Source organism: Huaxiibacter chinensis (assembly GCF_022171985.1).
In the GTDB taxonomy this organism is placed as follows: domain Bacteria; phylum Pseudomonadota; class Gammaproteobacteria; order Enterobacterales; family Enterobacteriaceae; genus Enterobacter; species Enterobacter chinensis_A.
This window is the reverse complement of the sequence record NZ_JAJVHF010000015.1, coordinates 1-17,340: the sequence shown is the minus strand read 5'-3', so window position 1 is coordinate 17,340 and position 17,340 is coordinate 1. Positions and strand designations below refer to the sequence as shown.

General features: G+C 51.6%; 19 protein-coding genes. 16 read left to right on the top strand and 3 right to left on the bottom strand.

The features are described 5' to 3' along the window. The first annotated feature begins 44 nt into the window (after positions 1-44). Positions 45-299 (top strand): hypothetical protein, encoded by a 255-nt coding sequence (locus tag LZP96_RS20990; RefSeq protein WP_000880375.1) that lies wholly within the window; start codon positions 45-47, stop codon positions 297-299. 2 nt (positions 300-301) lie between these two features. Here LZP96_RS20990 and LZP96_RS20985 read toward each other — a convergent pair whose 3' ends face one another. Together LZP96_RS20985 and LZP96_RS20980 are read right to left on the bottom strand one after the other, a co-directional pair. After that, positions 302-2,341, bottom strand: coding sequence for an ATP-dependent helicase (locus LZP96_RS20985; protein ID WP_000166877.1), 2,040 nt, complete (start codon positions 2,339-2,341; stop codon positions 302-304). Next, positions 2,338-3,324: a competence protein CoiA family protein gene (locus tag LZP96_RS20980; protein WP_000211823.1), complete on the bottom strand. Its 987-nt coding sequence runs from the start codon at positions 3,322-3,324 to the stop codon at positions 2,338-2,340. Before LZP96_RS20980 ends, LZP96_RS20985 begins: the two co-directional genes overlap by 4 nt. 920 nt (positions 3,325-4,244) lie before the next feature. Here LZP96_RS20980 and LZP96_RS20975 point away from each other — a divergent pair. From LZP96_RS20975 to LZP96_RS20935, 9 genes are all read left to right on the top strand, one after another. Beyond that, complete coding sequence (locus LZP96_RS20975) at positions 4,245-4,637, top strand: hypothetical protein (RefSeq protein WP_000341066.1); 393 nt, start codon at positions 4,245-4,247, stop codon at positions 4,635-4,637. A 658-nt stretch (positions 4,638-5,295) separates the two neighbouring features. After that, entirely contained in the window at positions 5,296-5,952 is a 657-nt protein-coding gene (locus tag LZP96_RS20970; protein ID WP_000462754.1) for a trypsin-like serine protease, read from the top strand. Between the two features lie 202 nt (positions 5,953-6,154). Continuing rightward, positions 6,155-6,652 carry a membrane protein gene (locus LZP96_RS20965; protein ID WP_000340139.1) on the top strand — a complete coding sequence of 166 codons (498 nt, stop codon included), beginning with the start codon at positions 6,155-6,157 and terminating at the stop codon, positions 6,650-6,652. 4 nt (positions 6,653-6,656) lie between these two features. Then, on the top strand, positions 6,657-8,045 hold the full coding sequence (locus LZP96_RS20960; RefSeq protein WP_012695445.1) for a hypothetical protein: 1,389 nt from the start codon (positions 6,657-6,659) through the stop codon (positions 8,043-8,045). A gap of 400 nt (positions 8,046-8,445) precedes the next feature. Then, the gene (locus tag LZP96_RS20955) at positions 8,446-8,739 is read left to right on the top strand and encodes a helix-turn-helix transcriptional regulator (protein WP_012477377.1); all 294 of its coding nucleotides are present in this window, start codon (positions 8,446-8,448) and stop codon (positions 8,737-8,739) included. Positions 8,740-8,743: 4 nt separating this feature from the next. Then, positions 8,744-10,069: a type II toxin-antitoxin system HipA family toxin gene (locus tag LZP96_RS20950; RefSeq protein WP_000088044.1), complete on the top strand. Its 1,326-nt coding sequence runs from the start codon at positions 8,744-8,746 to the stop codon at positions 10,067-10,069. Between the two features lie 60 nt (positions 10,070-10,129). Next, positions 10,130-10,336, top strand: coding sequence for a hypothetical protein (locus LZP96_RS20945; protein WP_000134171.1), 207 nt, complete (start codon positions 10,130-10,132; stop codon positions 10,334-10,336). A gap of 100 nt (positions 10,337-10,436) precedes the next feature. Continuing rightward, complete coding sequence (locus LZP96_RS20940) at positions 10,437-10,847, top strand: hypothetical protein (protein ID WP_000985909.1); 411 nt, start codon at positions 10,437-10,439, stop codon at positions 10,845-10,847. Positions 10,848-10,859: 12 nt separating this feature from the next. Beyond that, the gene (locus LZP96_RS20935) at positions 10,860-11,384 is read left to right on the top strand and encodes a hypothetical protein (protein WP_001805097.1); all 525 of its coding nucleotides are present in this window, start codon (positions 10,860-10,862) and stop codon (positions 11,382-11,384) included. A 181-nt stretch (positions 11,385-11,565) separates the two neighbouring features. Here the strand turns inward: LZP96_RS20935 and LZP96_RS20930 are convergent, their stop codons facing one another. Beyond that, entirely contained in the window at positions 11,566-12,570 is a 1,005-nt protein-coding gene (locus tag LZP96_RS20930) for an IS110-like element IS4321 family transposase (RefSeq protein WP_022542389.1), read from the bottom strand. Positions 12,571-12,757: 187 nt separating this feature from the next. Here LZP96_RS20930 and LZP96_RS20925 point away from each other — a divergent pair, with 187 nt between their 5' ends. The 6 genes from LZP96_RS20925 to LZP96_RS20900 all read left to right on the top strand — a co-directional run. Further along, entirely contained in the window at positions 12,758-13,366 is a 609-nt protein-coding gene (locus LZP96_RS20925; RefSeq protein ID WP_004393990.1) for a TetR/AcrR family transcriptional regulator, read from the top strand. After that, on the top strand, positions 13,363-14,514 hold the full coding sequence (locus LZP96_RS20920) for an efflux RND transporter periplasmic adaptor subunit (RefSeq protein ID WP_032430843.1): 1,152 nt from the start codon (positions 13,363-13,365) through the stop codon (positions 14,512-14,514). The genes LZP96_RS20925 and LZP96_RS20920 overlap by 4 nt, the downstream gene beginning before the upstream one ends. Then, on the top strand, positions 14,511-15,716 hold the full coding sequence (locus LZP96_RS20915) for an ABC transporter permease (RefSeq protein ID WP_040115262.1): 1,206 nt from the start codon (positions 14,511-14,513) through the stop codon (positions 15,714-15,716). The genes LZP96_RS20920 and LZP96_RS20915 overlap by 4 nt, the downstream gene beginning before the upstream one ends. 1 nt (position 15,717) lies before the next feature. Further along, positions 15,718-16,428 carry an ABC transporter ATP-binding protein gene (locus LZP96_RS20910; RefSeq protein ID WP_004393997.1) on the top strand — a complete coding sequence of 237 codons (711 nt, stop codon included), beginning with the start codon at positions 15,718-15,720 and terminating at the stop codon, positions 16,426-16,428. A gap of 28 nt (positions 16,429-16,456) precedes the next feature. Beyond that, positions 16,457-16,984 (top strand): hypothetical protein, encoded by a 528-nt coding sequence (locus LZP96_RS20905; RefSeq protein WP_044258217.1) that lies wholly within the window; start codon positions 16,457-16,459, stop codon positions 16,982-16,984. Between the two features lie 64 nt (positions 16,985-17,048). Beyond that, a partial coding sequence (locus LZP96_RS20900) for an IS110 family transposase (protein WP_214517590.1) occupies positions 17,049-17,340 on the top strand: 292 nt, incomplete at its 3' end.

Genomic DNA, 17,340 nt, shown 5'->3' with positions numbered 1-17,340 from the left:
ATTGAAGCCGGCCGCGCCGGAAATAGTGGGTACAGAAAAGGCAGTTGCTTGCGCTGGGCGTAAGTTACCCGCCGAAAAGCGGCTGGATCGAACGACTGATCGGCACTGAGGTATCTGACGAGCAGTACGAACGCTTTCTGGGGCACAGCACGAGCAAGCAGGCTGAACAGATCCTACGCGGAGAGCAGCCAGCCAAGGGGCTTCAGTATGCAAAGCGAGCGAAGAAGCTCGCTTCTGAAAGAAAAGCCACAATTGATCTGGATAACGAGCACCTGTCTGAAATCGAAAAGTATCGGTAGCCCTAGACTTTTAGCCGCTGAAGATCTCTTAGATACCATTGGTGAAACTTGCTGAAGTCAGCCTTCTGTTTCTCTACCGTGCTGTTATAGATCGCATCACTGGTAACCGCACAAGCAGTCCAGCCAGCCTCATAGACGAAGCGAGTAGCTATCGGTGACTTCTTCGGGGTGCTATCCCAGCGGTTTTTGAGCCACCGCGCAAGCCCTTCATCAAGAGGGACCACCAGATTTAGCTGCTGTTTTGTGCGAGTGATACCGACATAAAACAGCCGACGTTCCTCCTCGATTTCCTCTTCGGCCGGAGGGGTGTTCATCGATGTGCGAACGCTGTAAACATCATCGGGTTTGCCGCCAGGAAATTCCTGCTCATTCAGCCCGATCAGTATTACGTTATCCCACTCCAGCCCCTTGGAACCATGCAGTGTGGAAAGGATGAAGGGATCGCAGTCAGTAGCAGCCTCGCCTGGATTCAAGATAAGGTTTAAAAACGTGCGGGAATCGATCTTACTGGAGTCAAGTAGCTCCCCGATCCTCACGACCCCTCGTTGCTGGTCGTTCGATCCAGTGCGAGTTACACCCTCAGAGCCAACACTATCAATGAAACCCTCCATACTCAGGCGTCGTAACACATCGATAGCAGGCGTTTCCTCTCCGTCTTTCTGGCAGATAGTGGCGAGCCTGCCCAGCCGATCTTTTTGGTATTGTGCGCCCTCGAATAACTGACCTAGAGCAGACCATAGGTCGGCGTGCGGAGCCATCAATCCACTGAGCGCCGCTTTGAATTGCCCTTTCTGCCATCTAAAACCAGCCTCCTTCAGAAAGCCGTAAACAATCGCTTGTTTGTTGGGATGGTTTTCCAGTAGCCGCAGATCGCCGTACACAGACAGCAAGACGCCAACTACCAGTATCCCGATTTCGGTGCGGGTGTGTAATGCGCTTGAACCATTGAGGTAGCGATAAGGTAGCCCACACAGGCGTAAAGCAATTTCCGCCTCAGCAAGGTTCGCCTTAGTGCGGGACAATATGGCTTGTGTTCCACTGCTCACCGAGAGGTTTGATAGCACCTTGGATAGGCAGTTATCAAAGTGCAATCTGACCTCTGTTTTGGGGGTGCTAGGATGACTGACACAAAGCTTGGTCAGCTTTGTAGAGTTGCGCCGAATTACCGAGTTAGCCATCAAGGAAAGCTCATGGCCAAATCTGAACGTGCATGACAGTTGAAACACCTTCGTATTCGGGTAGTGCCTTTCAAACAGTCCGCCGATAAAGTCTGGTCGAGCACCACGCCACTCATAAATACACTGGTTAACATCACCAACAGCCATAACCGACGTATCCGACTTAGATAGCAAGCGGGTCATGTCATGCTGTATCAGGTTAACGTCCTGATATTCATCAACAATGATGTGCTTGAAGTGGGCACCAAGGCTGCTGTCATTACGCAACAGTGCGACAGCCTCAATCAAACAGTCATCAAAGGTTCGCAGACTGTTTTCCTCCAGCAGCTCACAATAGCGGCCATAGGCGTGAATAAACTCCCGTTTGATGTTGCTGAACGTTGGATCATTGGCAGCATCAACAGGAGTTACGGCCGCCGCCCGGCAGCGAGCAATAAACAGCTCGAAGTTTTCAATTTCATTGGGGTCAATATAATTCGCCTCATGGTCAAAGCCATAGCGGTAGGCTTGCTTTACCAGTTGCTCATAGCGGTAGTCGCTTGGAGTAATGAGGTCTTTCTTCTTGATTATCTGTTGGCGTTCTCCGTAACCAACAATCTTTAAGGCCAAGCTGTGGAACGTGCGGATTTCTGGAATCACGCTCGACATCAGTGCCGTCTTCAAGTTCTCCGTGAAGCTCACCTGCGCCGACTTGTTGTACATCAGGATCAGAATGGAGCGAGGATCAGTTCCCGTCTTGACCAGCCGCTCAACGCGCTTTACAAGTGTGGTTGTTTTCCCGCTACCAGGTACGGCTTTTACCAACGCATGTCCGGTGTCATGGCTGACAATACTTTTCTGCTCCCAAGTCAGTCTTTTGGTCATGCCTTAACCTTGTAATTGGCGCACTGACGGGCCTCGGTGTAGGGAACGATCTTTGCCTTACTGTGACATTGCAGATAGCCATCCTCCCATCGGCCTGCTTGCTCGCACATAATGCAGTTGGGAAATAGTGAATGAGGATCGGCGTGACGGATAAAAGCTCGTAAGTTATCAGCCAGCTCAGCGGCCCCTAACGATCTAGGCCATGTGTTCACGTCAGAATTGATTGTTAAATCCACTTCAGCGAGCGGCATCGTTTGTTCGTTGAGTCGGCCGGAACCACTTAAACTCCAGACAGACATATCCACGTTACCTACTGAGCAGACGCCGCTACAGGTGTCCACAGATTGAAACGGGGGAAGCCAGTTGAATACTCTCAGGATCTTCTCCTTGATCGAGTAGGCCCCGGTAAGCAACATCTGAATATCAGAGGCAGATTGGACCTTAAACTCAAGAATCGGGATACCGGCTTCGATCTTGTCTTGAGAGCAGGGGTGTGTGACACAAATCTCTACGTAGCAACGCCTTTCGCCAGTCGTATCATACAACATCACGTCTGGTCGCAGCCCTGTGACCTTATCGTGTTTTTCCAGCTCTGCCTGATCGAAAAATTGAGTCAAGTTGTAGCGTGCAGGCACGGATTTTACGCACTGACGTGCTTCGTCTCTAACCAAGGCTAAACGAGAACCATTACAGGCAACCCGGCGCTCCAGCTCAAGGCTAATAGGCATTTCACGGCTGAGAGCTTGTTGGTAGCGATAGAAGAATGCTTCTTTGCCGCACTTGTGAAGATAGGTTTCAAGGGCACAGCATTCTTCCGAATGGCGAAAGTGCTTAGCGTTGAACTCGCCCATTACCGGGGTCAGGGGGCTCTTACAACCTGGGCAGGTGTAAGTATGTGAGCGCAGGGCAGCGCCAATGTGCGTGAGGGTGCCCTCGCCGTCTAGCGCGTAAGCGTATTGTATTGAGCTGGATTGAGTTGTCATGACTGCGTATCCTCCCAAAAAAATCCAGCTAAGAACAGACCTTACGGCAGGCAAATGGTAAGTAGTGCTTCTTGAAGCAGTCGAGTGTACAGCGGCTCAGTGAAAAAGCTAATCGCCCGCTCAACAACCTAGTGATACTGGTGCAGATTCGACAATGAGTTAATGCCCGGAGAGCATCTGCAAGACTTCTAGCTGGAAGGCATTCCAACCAGCCCTCGCTTCTGAAAAGCCGTCAGGAAACGGTAAAATCCAACCAAGTGAGCAACTTCACTTGATCAAAGATCTAAGGCTAGAATGATGGAATTCCAACCTTAGTTTGCAAATAGCCTAAACATATAACTTCCTCTGAGGATTTAAAAGAATTCTCAGATGTCTTGAAAGCTACTTTTTAAACTTTCTCATTCTGAGAAGCATATTTAATTTTGCTGCGTCTGCTCGTGCTGCTGCTACAGAAAGGGCTTTATGCAGTGAAACTACCACGACAAACAAACAGAACATCGACCAGAATCCATCCATTTCGTTTACCTAATCGTTGAGGTTTTTATTCGGGATATCTGGCTAAATAGGACTACACAGATACCCAGTTAAACCCCCCGCTTACATAACACTCCGGTTCCTCACCAGACGTTTTATTCTATCGCGGTCTGTGGTTATCAGAAGCTGCATAAACCGGTTATTTAGTCCGTTACGCGAAAATTATTGAGGATCCGGGCTGTTAAACTGTTCTTCCTCTTTCGCTTCCGGAGAAAAGGGGAGGTGTCACCCTGCGGCCGGGTAGTGAAAGGGATTTGACGTAATTCAGGCGAAGGGCGAACAAGACCGCAAAGGACGCCCGGGCGACCGGATACCTGCCGGGTTGTGCGAAGTAAAAACCGGAAGCAGTGATAACACAAACAGGCCCCTACAGCGTAAGGATTGTGATGGACGATAAAGAGCAATTTACGAATCTTGTGGCAAAGCATGCCTCCGGACTCACCGAAGAGCAGCTGGCCGGTTACGATGCCTGTTCCCTGGATGGTGAATGCGTCACGCCTTCATACGAGGTTTTCCGGGGGTATCGTACCCGCCATACCCTGGATGAATTTCTGGAGATGGCCATATCGCTGAATGCCATCCACCCGGATGAATATTTAACGGATATGCTGCTTAAGCCTCATGAGGTGATCGGCGCTCTGGCCGATGAAGGCGACCAGCTGAACAACGCCACCCCGGTTTATTTCTTCCCGGATACCGGCGTCTATGCAGCGGCCGTCAGTGAAACCCGGGTGCTCGATGCCTGGCTTTGCTGGCCATGCTACCCGGCGAACTGGTAACGCGGCCGTTGGAATTGCACCGGCAGGATACGAATTTAACCGACCCCGTGGCGGGAAGGTTATCACAATTGCATGTCCTCATCCCTCAAGCCCCCTGCCAGGCCCTAACGTGCTGTCAGGCTTCGCCTGATTCCCGATCTGCGCCGGTACTTCAGCCGATAACTTTTTGTTTTCTTTTTATTTTCTCCCCATTTCCTCAAAGTTCGCGGGCGGCGTGGACAGGGCACCATTGCCGCATGTGGGGTCTTAATAAGGGCAGGGTGGTCAGGTTTGCTCGATGCCGGGGGTAGGCCCTACCCTTTATGGGATGAGGACATGCAATTCACTAAATTAATCGACAGCACCGGTGGTGACTTATCTGTAACGGGTCAGTTTTGATACGGGGAATGTTTCAGGGTTAAGATCTGGAATCATAAAAATATACGCTCCCGTTCAGGACATACGACTTGAAATGGATAATGCCATTAAAGGAATTCCAGCCTTTCGTCGATAACAGTTTCTGACCATCGCCATAACCATGTCATGGAGGAGACTAACCGTGTTTCAGAGGTGAGCTGGTGCCTGGCAAAACATACAAACTCAAATATCAGGAAGCGAGTTTAGTTGTTTATAACATGCAGCCGTGTAACTGATTAGGTACCGGCAAAAGGAGGAAATAATGTTTGAAAACTACGTTTGTAAAATCTATGTAAGCAATGATCCTCATTTTAGTAGCCATCTCGAAGCAACTGCGTTTGGTTTCGATAATGGTCAGCAGCAAAAGATTCTCACCGCAGCCCATGTTGTTACCAATGCTCTTGGAAAAATTTATCCCGTCAGCAATACACTTAAACTTTACGTCAAATTTCTTAACCATCAAGGACTGGTGAACGAAGAGCCTGTTCTAGTCGATTTCATTCTCAATGAGGCTAATGACAGGGCAGACTTTAAAGACGGCATTCCGTTTGTTGACAGTGCAGAAATCGTATTACCAGCTGGAATACAACAGCCTGTAAGTAGTTACTTTAAGGTCCTGGCTCCCGCAGCTGGCATGGGTACATTGGGTGTCGGATATCCAATGAATGAGACAACAATTTCGACATTCCCTGGTGAAGTTTCAGGCATTTGGCCTTTAAATTGCTCAAATCATTCTCCCCAACATCTCACAACTCGCTTTGTAATAGCACATTTCAACACCGATGGTTGCTCTGGTGGACCCTATGTCGTCTCCGAGAATGACGAGCATTTTGTCATTGGAAGTCTGGTTGGAATAATGTCTGGAACCTGCCCAGATTCAAATCCACACATGTCTGTTCAGTCCGCTACTGATTTTTAGCAAAGTCAGTTCCAAAATGACGCTGGCACGATAGTTATTTTGGGTCTGCCCGATATGGCGTCTGCCCTTACTAACAGCAACAGCATTGAAACTGACAAACATGAACTCGAAAGTGCCACAATAGTAAGTCATGATTTCTTCATCACTTTTATGGTGCTCTTTTTCACCTATCACACAGCAAGTTATGAATACGAGGCCTGTAATGGACGCTACCGAAACTGAAGAGCTCGAAAAAATTCGCAAGAAGGCAATGGATGAAGTTACAAGTGCTCTTCAGGCGCTTGAAAATAAGTTCCCGGGTATTACTGAGGGCGCAGCAGCTTTGGCGGGGTCAGGCGTAGGCGCAGCGGCTTCCTTCGGTGCTCTCTATACGCTTGGTACAACGGGAGTGTCAGCAGCAGGCATAACCTCCGGGCTCGCTACAGCAGGGTCTATCGTCGGTGGCGGTATGGTTGCAGGCATTGCGGTATTGGCCGCACCTGTAGCTGTGTTAGGGATTGGCGGGTACGCGATAGTGAAACACAAAAAAAATGCGAAACTGACAGCCGCCCTTAGTCAGGCCATCCAAAAGCTCTACGAAGTTCAGGAAAGGTTGATGTCGAATGCGGAATATTTTAAGGCAGAAATTGCTGGCATCAAGGCAACAATCGACATGCTTACTAAGAAAGCTCCAAAAGGTAGCCTGGTCGCGGTGAGGTAAACACATGAGTCAGTCTCCTTATGATGATGAGTTCAGGGCCATCCGTTATATTCAGCTCCGTGGTCAGGATATCGCGAACGCTCACGAGACAATTAACAGTGATATAGAGAGCCTTAAGGCACAGTTGACCGGGCTAATCAGCGGCACTGAACTTGATGAAGCGGAGCATCTGGCGCTTAAAGAACATCATCTGCGAGAAATGACCCCTTCAGATACTGCCATGCATTCTACTGGTCTCAAGACTATATATAGCGAGGCTAACCAGCGTGTATGCGGTGATATTGGACTGGCCACAATACTCTCCACGGATGACTTGGCTGTTGTAGATGCCCGGATCCAGAATCATATTAAAGAATTTAATGATCGCTACGCACTCGACGCCTGGGATTATGCTATTGCCTGCGGATGCGGGCTCATAGCATCCATGCTGGATTTACTTTGCGTCAGAGCCCCGCCAAAACCTACGGTGAGCTTTACGGCAGAAGTGGATGGTATTTTCAATAAACAGGTGCAGAAAGCCTTCAATGCCATTTTGCCGGAGGACCTGAGTACAAAACTCTCAGATTTGTTCCCTATAGGGGCACCAGACAGTTCGATCAGCAGCGATTTAGTGGGTGCGGCCGGTGGCGTTTTGTCTCCCACAAATCACCGCTTAAGAGCTTTGTCACACGATCCCGTACTGGGCATTATTTTCGGTATAAAGGATATGCTGAACGGGACCTGTACGGTGGTTCAGAATGGACAGATCGTGGTTTATCCTTCCAGTAAAGGCGTTACAGACGAAACCAATATTTTCAGGCTCATCGCCAGAATGTTTGGACACCTGGCATCGGATGTTAATGCCCCCTCAGCAAAAGGAAACCGTGGCATGGGGTTACCGGCTCCTTTTATGGGGCTACTTCGTATGCTTGAGGGGATCCCTGTGGGGAGTTCTAACTTCGGCAAACAAATAGAGTACATGTATGTCAACGGGTATGACTTTCGTCAGTTTATCGTGACAAGTATTCCGATGAGCATAATGGAAGTTTTGATGCGGGTTTTCTATGTGGCGAAACAGGTATCGCTGGGAAAAGGAGCTTTTGGGGAGACCTTACTGGATACCATGCCGTTGCGGCTAAATCCACGCTTCCGGATGATGCTTGCCCTGGGTTATGGAACTTCCAGTGCTGTTAACGCAGGTAAAATGTATATCACCGGCAATATTCTCAATGCGAATTACGCCTCCTGGATGGGGTTGGCCTGGAATGGTTTTCACTCACTCAAGTGGTCCCTTTATCAGCGACACTTAAAGCTTTGGGCCGGTATTGAAAAGGCAGAACTGGAACGGCTTCAGAACAATATAGACAGCATCGAGGCATTGACCATCATAGCAGGAAACTTGCCAGTCAAGTAACATTCACCGGAGCACCTCCGGAACCCCATAGCCCACCAGCTGCTAAAAATGTCTGCCTTTGCTTTTAATACTCTCTCTGCCTCCTCCCCGAGGCAGAGAGTAGCTCGTAGTTATTTATACAGCTCACAACAGGGCCATAAGATACTCCGCTTCTCGTTTACCGATGATCCTGATCTGTCAGCTCTCTTACCGGATGCTGTACGAGCGTAACGGCTTATTATTGATAGTTCTCTCATATCAAACCTCATAAAGATTTATGCTGCCACTTAGTAACAGCCTAAAGGTTGTACTCTCTATTTAACAGCTTTTAGGCTGTTAATTTGATATTACAGCTTTTAGGGTGTATGTTTAGAAAACAGCGTACAAGGTGTATCAGAGGAACTACTGAGGCCAGCTTATGATCAATAATGATTACCCGTTAAACACGCTCAACCAGTTGCGTCCCTTGCTCATTGGTTTTCGCAAGGCGAATGGCCTGACGCAAAAAGACCTGTCCGAAAGGTTAGGGGTCACTCAACAGACATACTCACGTCTGGAAGCCAACCCTGCCAGTGCGAGCATTGAACGGCTATTCAAGGTGTTTTCTATCCTGGGCGTAAAAATCAGCTTCTCCTCGACAACCGCCTCTTCAGAGGGGAAGCAGACGGAAGAAATGCTTAAATCAAACTCACCTGCACGACAGGAGAAATGGTAACGATATGAGCCGGAAACAGCAGCGTCTGGCAATCTGGATGAACGGAATCAAAGTCGGATACTGGGAAAAAAGTAAAGGGGTAGACAGCTTACAATACCTTCCTGACTGGAGTGCAGACGAACAGGGAAGGCCGCTGTCATTGTCCCTTCCTTTTACTCCCGGGAACCAGGTCTGGCGTGGAAATGTGGTACGTGACTATTTTGATAATTTACTCCCGGACAGCGAAGGCATACGCAGACGTCTGGCAATGCGTTACAAGGCCGATAGCCTGGAGCCTTTTGATCTTCTGACGGAGCTGGGAAAAGACTGCGTGGGCGCGATACAGCTGCTTCATGACGGAGATGAACCCACAGATTTATATTCCGTGAAGTATCACCCGCTTACTGAATCAGAAATTGCGGCAACTTTGCGTAATACCACGGAGACATTGCTACCGGGCAGGCCAGAAGATAACGACGACTTACGTTTATCTATTGCCGGTGCTCAGGAGAAAACAGCCCTACTGTGGCATGAAGATCGGTGGTGTATGCCGGAGGGTAATACACCAACGACGCATATATTCAAGCTACCGCTCGGACTTGTGGGGAACATGAAAGCCGACATGCGCTCGTCGGTTGAAAATGAATGGCTCTGCTCGGTACTTCTCGAACAGTACGGGCTCCCCGTGGCAAGAACGCAGATTGCTCACTTTGAAGATCAGAAAGCGCTGGTGGTAGAACGTTTTGACCGAAAATGGTCAGGAAACGGACAATGGATCATTCGTTTACCCCAGGAGGATATGTGTCAGGCCCTGGGCATTTCGCCATTACGAAAATATCAGGCGGACGGCGGGCCAGGTATATCGGAAATTATGGAAGTTCTGAGTAATTCAGACCGTGCTGAGCGTGACAAAGCGCAGTTTTTTATGACGCAGATAGTTTTCTGGATGATGGCCGCAACAGATGGCCACGCTAAAAATTTCAGTATTTCTATTGGGCCACAGGGACGTTATCACCTTACACCACTCTATGATGTGTTGTCGGCATGGCCGGTGATCGGTCATGGGAACAATCAGATATCCTGGCAGAAGTGCAAACTGGCGATGGCCGTACGTGGCAGTAGCAACTATTACCAGATATATCGAATACAACGACGCCACTGGATCAGGCATGGTGAGATAACCGGCCTGAGTAAACAGCAGACAGAGGCGATGATAGAGGAAATCATCGCCAGAACCCCGGGTGTCATTGAACGTGTTAGCGGGCTTCTTCCGGACCAGTTCCCCCAGCAGCTTGCGGAAAGTATTTTTGATGGAATGAGGCAGCAATGCAGGCGCCTGGCTGAGAAATGACAGCCGCAATTTATAGTGTGCATGTTTTCAGAATAGCTGATGTAAGCGTGAGGATTCAGTATGACTGAAGAACAAAAAAGAATAGAGCGGGCTATTGAGTTGGCTTGTCGTTACGGCGGAACCGATGAAATGCATCATCTGCAATGGGTCGTGGATCAGATGGTAAGAGAACTTGCTGGAGAACGTTATGCACAGATTGTAGCAGATGCCACCAGCGGAGAAGATGGGCCTGATACTTACAAATGGAGTGTTGGGATCGCGCCTTAGCATCTGTCAGTCTGGGGATGAAAACGTACTTAACATCCAGCGAATTCCCAGACTTCACATTAAGACTAGAGTAACGGCCGCAATCACGTGAGAGAAAAAAATGGCAATTTTAGCAATCATTGCAGTTATCGCCCTGGGTGGGTACGCCTGCGGGTTTATTAAAGCCCGTGAGCTGAGCGCTTTGCGTAAAGAAATGAAACTATACGTGGATCGCATGGAAGCGGCGGAGCTGGACTTACACGCAATCAGAAGTGTAGCGGAGCACCGGTTGCACGGTGCAGGTAAACAGTTTGCCGACCTTTACAGCCGTATCGACGGTGCAACTGTGACGCTGACACCCGAAGATCAGCTGTTACTGGCAACGATGCCATTTAATATTCAGGATGTAGAAGACATCGTAAACGAGCGCGGTCCAAAGACAATTAGCGGCCGTCCATTCTGGGAAGTTGAGCCAGGCCCGCATGACTATGAATATGGCCCGCAATATCCGTATTTCCCAGACCAGCGCTAGGAAGAGATCAAGATGAGAGAGCCAAGACCCCGCCATACCTTGCAGGTCATTCGAGTGCCTTCTCTGGAGGTTCAGGATCTGGGGCTGACCAGCTTTGATAGCTGGCTTGACGAGAACGGTTATGACAAAACGAATGCCAGAAATAACCGTACCATCTGGGCGAGAGAAGGCGGATGGCATCTGAAACGTTGCAGAAATCTGGAAACTGGCACGGACGATTTCTGGTTTATCGCTTTCGATGGTAAAGGCGGAAAGATATACCCGCTGAAAACCCAAAGAGACTACCGGGCTGCATATCGTAAGCTGGAAGCAGAAGGTTATGCACCTGCGGTCATCGAGCAAATGACCACAGGCGCAGCATATAACCTGGCCTATCCACGTTCCACCCTAAAACAAGCTGAGACGGCCACCAGCGAACCAAAGCGGAAACCTGACGTAGATGGGGTCGTCTCAGAAAACGGAATCTATGGTCACTCCCGTTTTTGCAACACCGATTTTGACGACAAGTTGGCTTGCTTGAATCTATCCGGCGTCTGAATGGGATTTTATTCCCGCGCCTTGATGAGTTCCGCGCCTGATGAACCTCCAGAAAATATACGGCTTCAATGAGCCTTTCCGTTTTACAGGTTCCTCAACAGGCCGGTGGGCCGTTAGTATCATCAATATCAGTATTCGCAAAACCAGATCAGTAATTCTTTAAACCGGTGTATTTCTGCCGTTATGCTACATAAGTTTGCTGTCGTGCCGTTAGGGCCCAGGCTATTCTGGCCAGCTTGTTTGCCAGAGCACAAGTGACGACAAAGTTGCTTTTCCGGCACAGTAAATCCCTGACCCAATCGGCCAATTTGCCAGACTGGTGTTCCAGTTTTTGTATGAATACCCTGGCACATTGAACCAACAAAGTTCGGATCTTTTTATTACCTCGCTTACTAATTCCCAGCAATGTCGTCCTACCTCCCGTGCTGTACTGCCGAGGTACAAGCCCTGTTGCCGCCGCAAAGTCACGGCTGCTGGCGTACTGCTTCCCGTCGCCAATCTCAGTTGAAATAGTACTCGCTGTCAGTGTTCCGACGCAGGGAATGCTCAGCAAGCGCTGTCCAACCTCATCTTCGTCCAACTTTCGTTTCAACTGGGATTCCAAATCTTTAATCTGCTCAACAAGATAGTGATAATGCTGTTGTAATTTCAGCAATAACTGGCTGAGGTAAAGAGGCAAACTATTATCCTCAAGAAGGGTACTCAGTCGGCTAATAACGGCAGCTCCTCGGGGAACGCTAATGCCAAATTCCAGCAGAAAAGCATGCATTTGATTGGTTGTTTTTACCTTATCCTGAACCAGGGATTCACGGACACGATGCAGAGCCCGCATTGCCTGCTGAGATTCCGTTCTGGGCTGCACAAAACGCATAGACGGACGCGATGCAGCTTCACAAATAGCTTCGGCGTCGACAAAGTCGTTTTTATTGCTTTTAACGAACGGGCGGACAAATTGTGGTGATATCAGCTTTGGGGAATGCCCCAACTCTTCCAACTTGCGTGCCATAAAGTGAGAACCGCCACAGGCTTCCATTGCGATGGTTGTAGCGGGGCATGTCGCCAAAAATTCGATCAACTTTGGCCGGGTAAATTTTTTACGGTAAACAGCCTTCCCGCGACGATCCTGGCAATGAATATGGAAAGAGTTTTTACCCAGATCGATACCAATGAGCGCAATGTTTTCCATGATAGTTCTCCGAATGAAAGCCTGTCCTCAGCATAGTACCGGGAAGGAGGGAGTGACCATCTCATTAAATAAAGCACGTTAAGCCCATTGCAGACTCTAGATATTGACGAGTACGTCGGGTTTTCTCTTGTTTGAGTTGCCTCTTGTGGTAAGATAGTAATCAATTACTATCTTACCAGGAGTGCTCGTGGACACCCATCCAAAGCATCTGCCGGCCGATGAACGTCGTGCCGTAACTGTCGAGTCCGTCGTGGCGCTTGCCGGTTCGCAAAACCCAAGCGAGATAACCACTGCGGCTATCGCTAAACACATGAACTTGACCCAGGGTGCGCTGTTTCGGCACTTCCCGAACAAGGAAGCCATTTGGCAGGCGGTCATGGAGTGGGTAGCAGAGCGCCTATTAGCCAGAATCGATCGATCCGCACAAGGAATCGAGTCGCCCTTGGCAGCCATGGAGGCGATGTTCATGAGTCATATCGAATTCGTAGCTGAGCACCCAGGCGTGCCAAGAATGATGTTTGGTGAGCTTCAGCGTGCCGAATCGACACCGGCCAAGCGCATGGTGCAAACCTTGATTCAGCGCTACGGCGAACGTTTGCATCGTCTCATCGAGAAAGGCAAGGCCAGCGGCGAGTTGTCTCCCTCGCTTGACAACGAGGCGGCGGCAACGCTGTTCATTGGCACGATCCAGGGCTTGGTCATGCAATCGCTGTTAGCGGGTGATGTGGGACGTATGCACCGCGATGCGCCGCGCGTCTTTGCAATTTATCGGCGTGGCATAAGGAGTGCGCAATGAAAAAGTTACCCTTGCAAGGCCGCACCCTGGCACTGCTTGCCGTCATCATTCCTTTGCTGGTGCTTTTTATTTATGTCGGTCTGCGATCAGGGCCGCTCGCCCCGGTCGCTGTGACGGTGGCAAGCGTGGAATCACGGGCTATCACACCGGCGCTGTTCGGCATCGGCACGGTGGAGGCGCGCTACACCTACAAGATCGGGCCGACGTTTGCCGGGCGCGTCAAACGCCTGGAGGTGCATGTAGGCGGCCAGGTCAAGGCCGGACAGGTGCTCGGCGAGATGGAGCCGGTCGACCTTGATGATCGGGTGCGCTCACAGGAGTCTGTATTCAAGCGGGCGGAAGCGGCTTTGCGCGAGGCAGAAGCCCGGCAAGCCTACGCGCAAACCCAGGCGCGCCGCTATGAGCAATTGTTTGCGGTGCGCTCGACCAGCGAGGAAATCGTCACCACCAAGCGGCAGGAACTGCAGATCGCCGATGCCGCCCTATCCGCCGCTCGGGAAGATATTGCCCGGGCACGCTCCGACCGCGAAGCACTCGTCGCGCAGCGGAGCAATCTGCGCCTGATCGCGCCGGTCGACGGTGTAGTCGCCGTGCGCGATGCCGATCCCGGCACGACCATCGTCGCGGGCCAGGCCGTGGTGGAAGTGATCGACCCCAAGAGTTTGTGGATCAATGTGCGCTTCGACCAGATCAGCGCATCGGGGCTGGCTGGGGGGCTGCCGGCTCATATCGTCCTGCGTTCGCGTGGTGGCCAGACCTTGAAAGGTCGCGTGCTGCGGGTGGAACCCAAGGCCGACGCGGTAACCGAGGAAACGCTTGCCAAGGTGACATTCGATAACAAACCAGAACCTTTGCCACCAGTGGGTGAACTGGCCGAAGTCACGGTTGACTTGCCGGCGCTCCCGGCCGCTCCACTGATCCCCAACGCTGCCGTCCAGCGTGAAGGCGATAAAGTTGGTGTCTGGCAAATCGTGGATGGTGATCTGCATTTCTCCCCGGTCAAGCTCGGCACTTCCGACCTCAATGGTTACGTGCAGGTGCGCGAAGGGCTCAAGAATGGGGACCAGGTTGTGACCTATAGCGAAAAGGCACTGACGGCGCGCAGCCGCATCCATGTGGTCGAGCATATCCCGGGAGTTTCACGATGATCAGCCTGGCCGGCCGCGACATTCTCCATGCCTGGGGGAAATTCGTCTTCACCGGCATCGGTCTGGGTCTGCTGATCGGCGTCACCCTAGTCATGGCTGGGGTGTACCGAGGCATGGTGGACGACGGCAAGGCGTTGCTCGACAACAGTGGCGCTGACCTTTGGGTGGTGCAAAAGGATACTCTGGGTCCTTATGCGGAGTCGTCCAGCCTCAACGATGACGTGTATCGCGCCATTCTCGCCATGCCGGGAGTCTCACAGGCAGCGAACGCGACCTACCTGACCATGCAGGTACGCAAGGGCGAGAGTGATGTACGCACCATGGTGGTCGGCATCGCGCCCGGTGCGTTGGGGGCTACACCCGGATGGCCTCCTTATCTCGTCGCTGGACGCCAGATCACGCGCGGTCACTACGAGGCTGTGGCCGACATCGCCACCGGCTTCAAACTGGGAGATCGTCTTGCCATTCGCCGCAATCATTACACCGTCGTGGGGCTGACACGGCGCATGGTGTCGTCCAGCGGCGACCCGATGGTATTCATTCCGCTCAAAGATGCCCAGGAGGCCCAGTTCCTCAAGGACAACGATGCCATCTGGCAAAGCCGGCGTCGCACCGAAGCCAACCCGGTCTTCAATCGACCCGGTGATCCAGGTTTGCTGGATGCCGTGATTGCTTCACAGAGCAGCAACGCGTTCGTCAATGCCGTGCTGGTCACTCTGAAACCTGGTCATGCGCCGGACGAGGTTGCCGAATCCATCCAGCGCTGGAAGCGTTTGACGGTCTACACCCGGGCACAGATGGAAGACATCCTCGTCGGCAAGCTGATCGCCACCTCGGCCAAGCAGATCGGCATGTTCCTTGTGATTCTGGCCATCGTTAGCGCGGCCATCGTTGCCTTCATCATCTATTCGCTGACGATGGACAAAATCCGTGAGATCGCGGTGTTGAAGCTCATCGGCACACGCAACCGAACCATCGCCGCGATGATCATGCAGCAGGCGCTCGCCCTGGGCGTGATTGGCTTCGTGGTCGGCAAGATCACAGCCACCTTTTCAGCACCGGCTTTTCCAAAATATGTCCTGCTCACGCCAATGGATTCTGTCGCCGGTTTTTTTGCCGCGCTCGTGATCTGCGTTCTAGCTAGCCTCGTCGCCATTCGCATAGCACTCAAGGTCGATCCGGCCGAAGCCATTGGAGGTTGAGATGAGTGGCAAAGGGATACACATCGAAAGTTTAAGCAAGCGGTATGGCGATGGTGACACCGCTGTCTTTGCCTTGAGAGACGTGAATATGCATGTTGCGCCTGGTGAAGTGGTGGGACTGATCGGCCCTTCCGGGTCCGGCAAGAGCACGCTGCTCAAGTGTCTGGGTGCGGTGATCGAACCGACCGCCGGTCGCATGACGCTGGGCGATGAAGTGATCTACGCCGATGGCTGGAAAGTCCGCGACCTGCGCGCCTTACGGCGTGACAAGATCGGTTTCGTTTTCCAGGCGCCGTACCTGATTCCGTTTCTCGATGTCACCGACAACGTGGCGCTGCTGCCGATGCTTGCAGGCGTCGCGAATGGAGAGTCGCGCGCGAAGGCACTGGAATTGCTCACAGCGCTTGATGTGCAACACCGAGCTCGCGCAATGCCCTCGCAACTCTCCGGTGGCGAGCAGCAACGGGTCGCCATCGCGCGCGGACTGGTCAATCGTCCGCCGGTGATCCTGGCTGATGAACCCACTGCGCCGCTGGATTCCGAGCGCGCCATGGCTGTAATCCGCATCCTCAACGACATGGCCCGGAAGTTCGAGACCGCCATCATCGTCGTCACCCATGACGAAAAGATCATCCCCACATTCAAGCGCATCTACCACATCCGCGACGGCGTGACCCATGAGGAAGCTGGCGAAGGGCGGGAGTTCGAATGAGAGAACGATTGAATTACAGGAGAATTTCATGACCCACCGCAAACACAGCCACGCATTTGGAACTATCACCCTGACCGTTACGGCCTGCCTGCTTTTATGGGGTTTTCAGTTGCCAGCTTGGGCTGGTGACGCTACCCAGGTTGAGCCACTGGCGCTACGCAAGATCATGCAGGAACTCGGGCGCAACATGCAGGCTATTACCGGTGCGATTTCGCAGGAGGAATGGGTTCAGGTCGTTCAGCTCGCCCCAAAAGTTGCTGCACACCCCGAGCCACCGCTTACTGAAAAAATGCGCATCCTTGCTTACCTCGGCGCTGATGCGACCAAGTTCAGAAACTTTGACGCGCAGACTCACGAGGCGGCGCTGGCCATGAAGCTGGCTGCTGCGAGCAGCGACGGCAAGGCGGTGATCCAATCATTCGCCCTATCTGTCCCCGCTGGGGTGGGAGCATATCAACCTGACCGGCGATTACCTATGGCGCAGCAGTGCCAAGGTCGGTGCGGGGAAGTTCAGGCCATTGCGACCGCTGCCACCGGCTTAGCGTGCTTTATTTAATGAGATGGTCACTCCCTCCTTCCCAGTACTATGCTGAGGACAGGCTTTCATTCGGAGAACCATCATGGAAAACATTGCGCTTATTGGTATCGATCTGGGTAAGAACTCTTTCCATATTCATTGTCAGGATCATCGTGGGAAGGCCGTTTACCGTAAAAAATTCACCCGACCAAAGCTAATCGAATTTCTGGCGACATGCCCGGCAACAACCATCGCGATGGAAGCCTGTGGCGGTTCTCACTTTATGGCACGCAAGCTGGCAGAGTTAGGGCATTTTCCAAAGCTGATATCACCGCAATTTGTCCGCCCATTCGTTAAAAGCAACAAAAATGACTTCGTTGATGCTGAAGCTATCT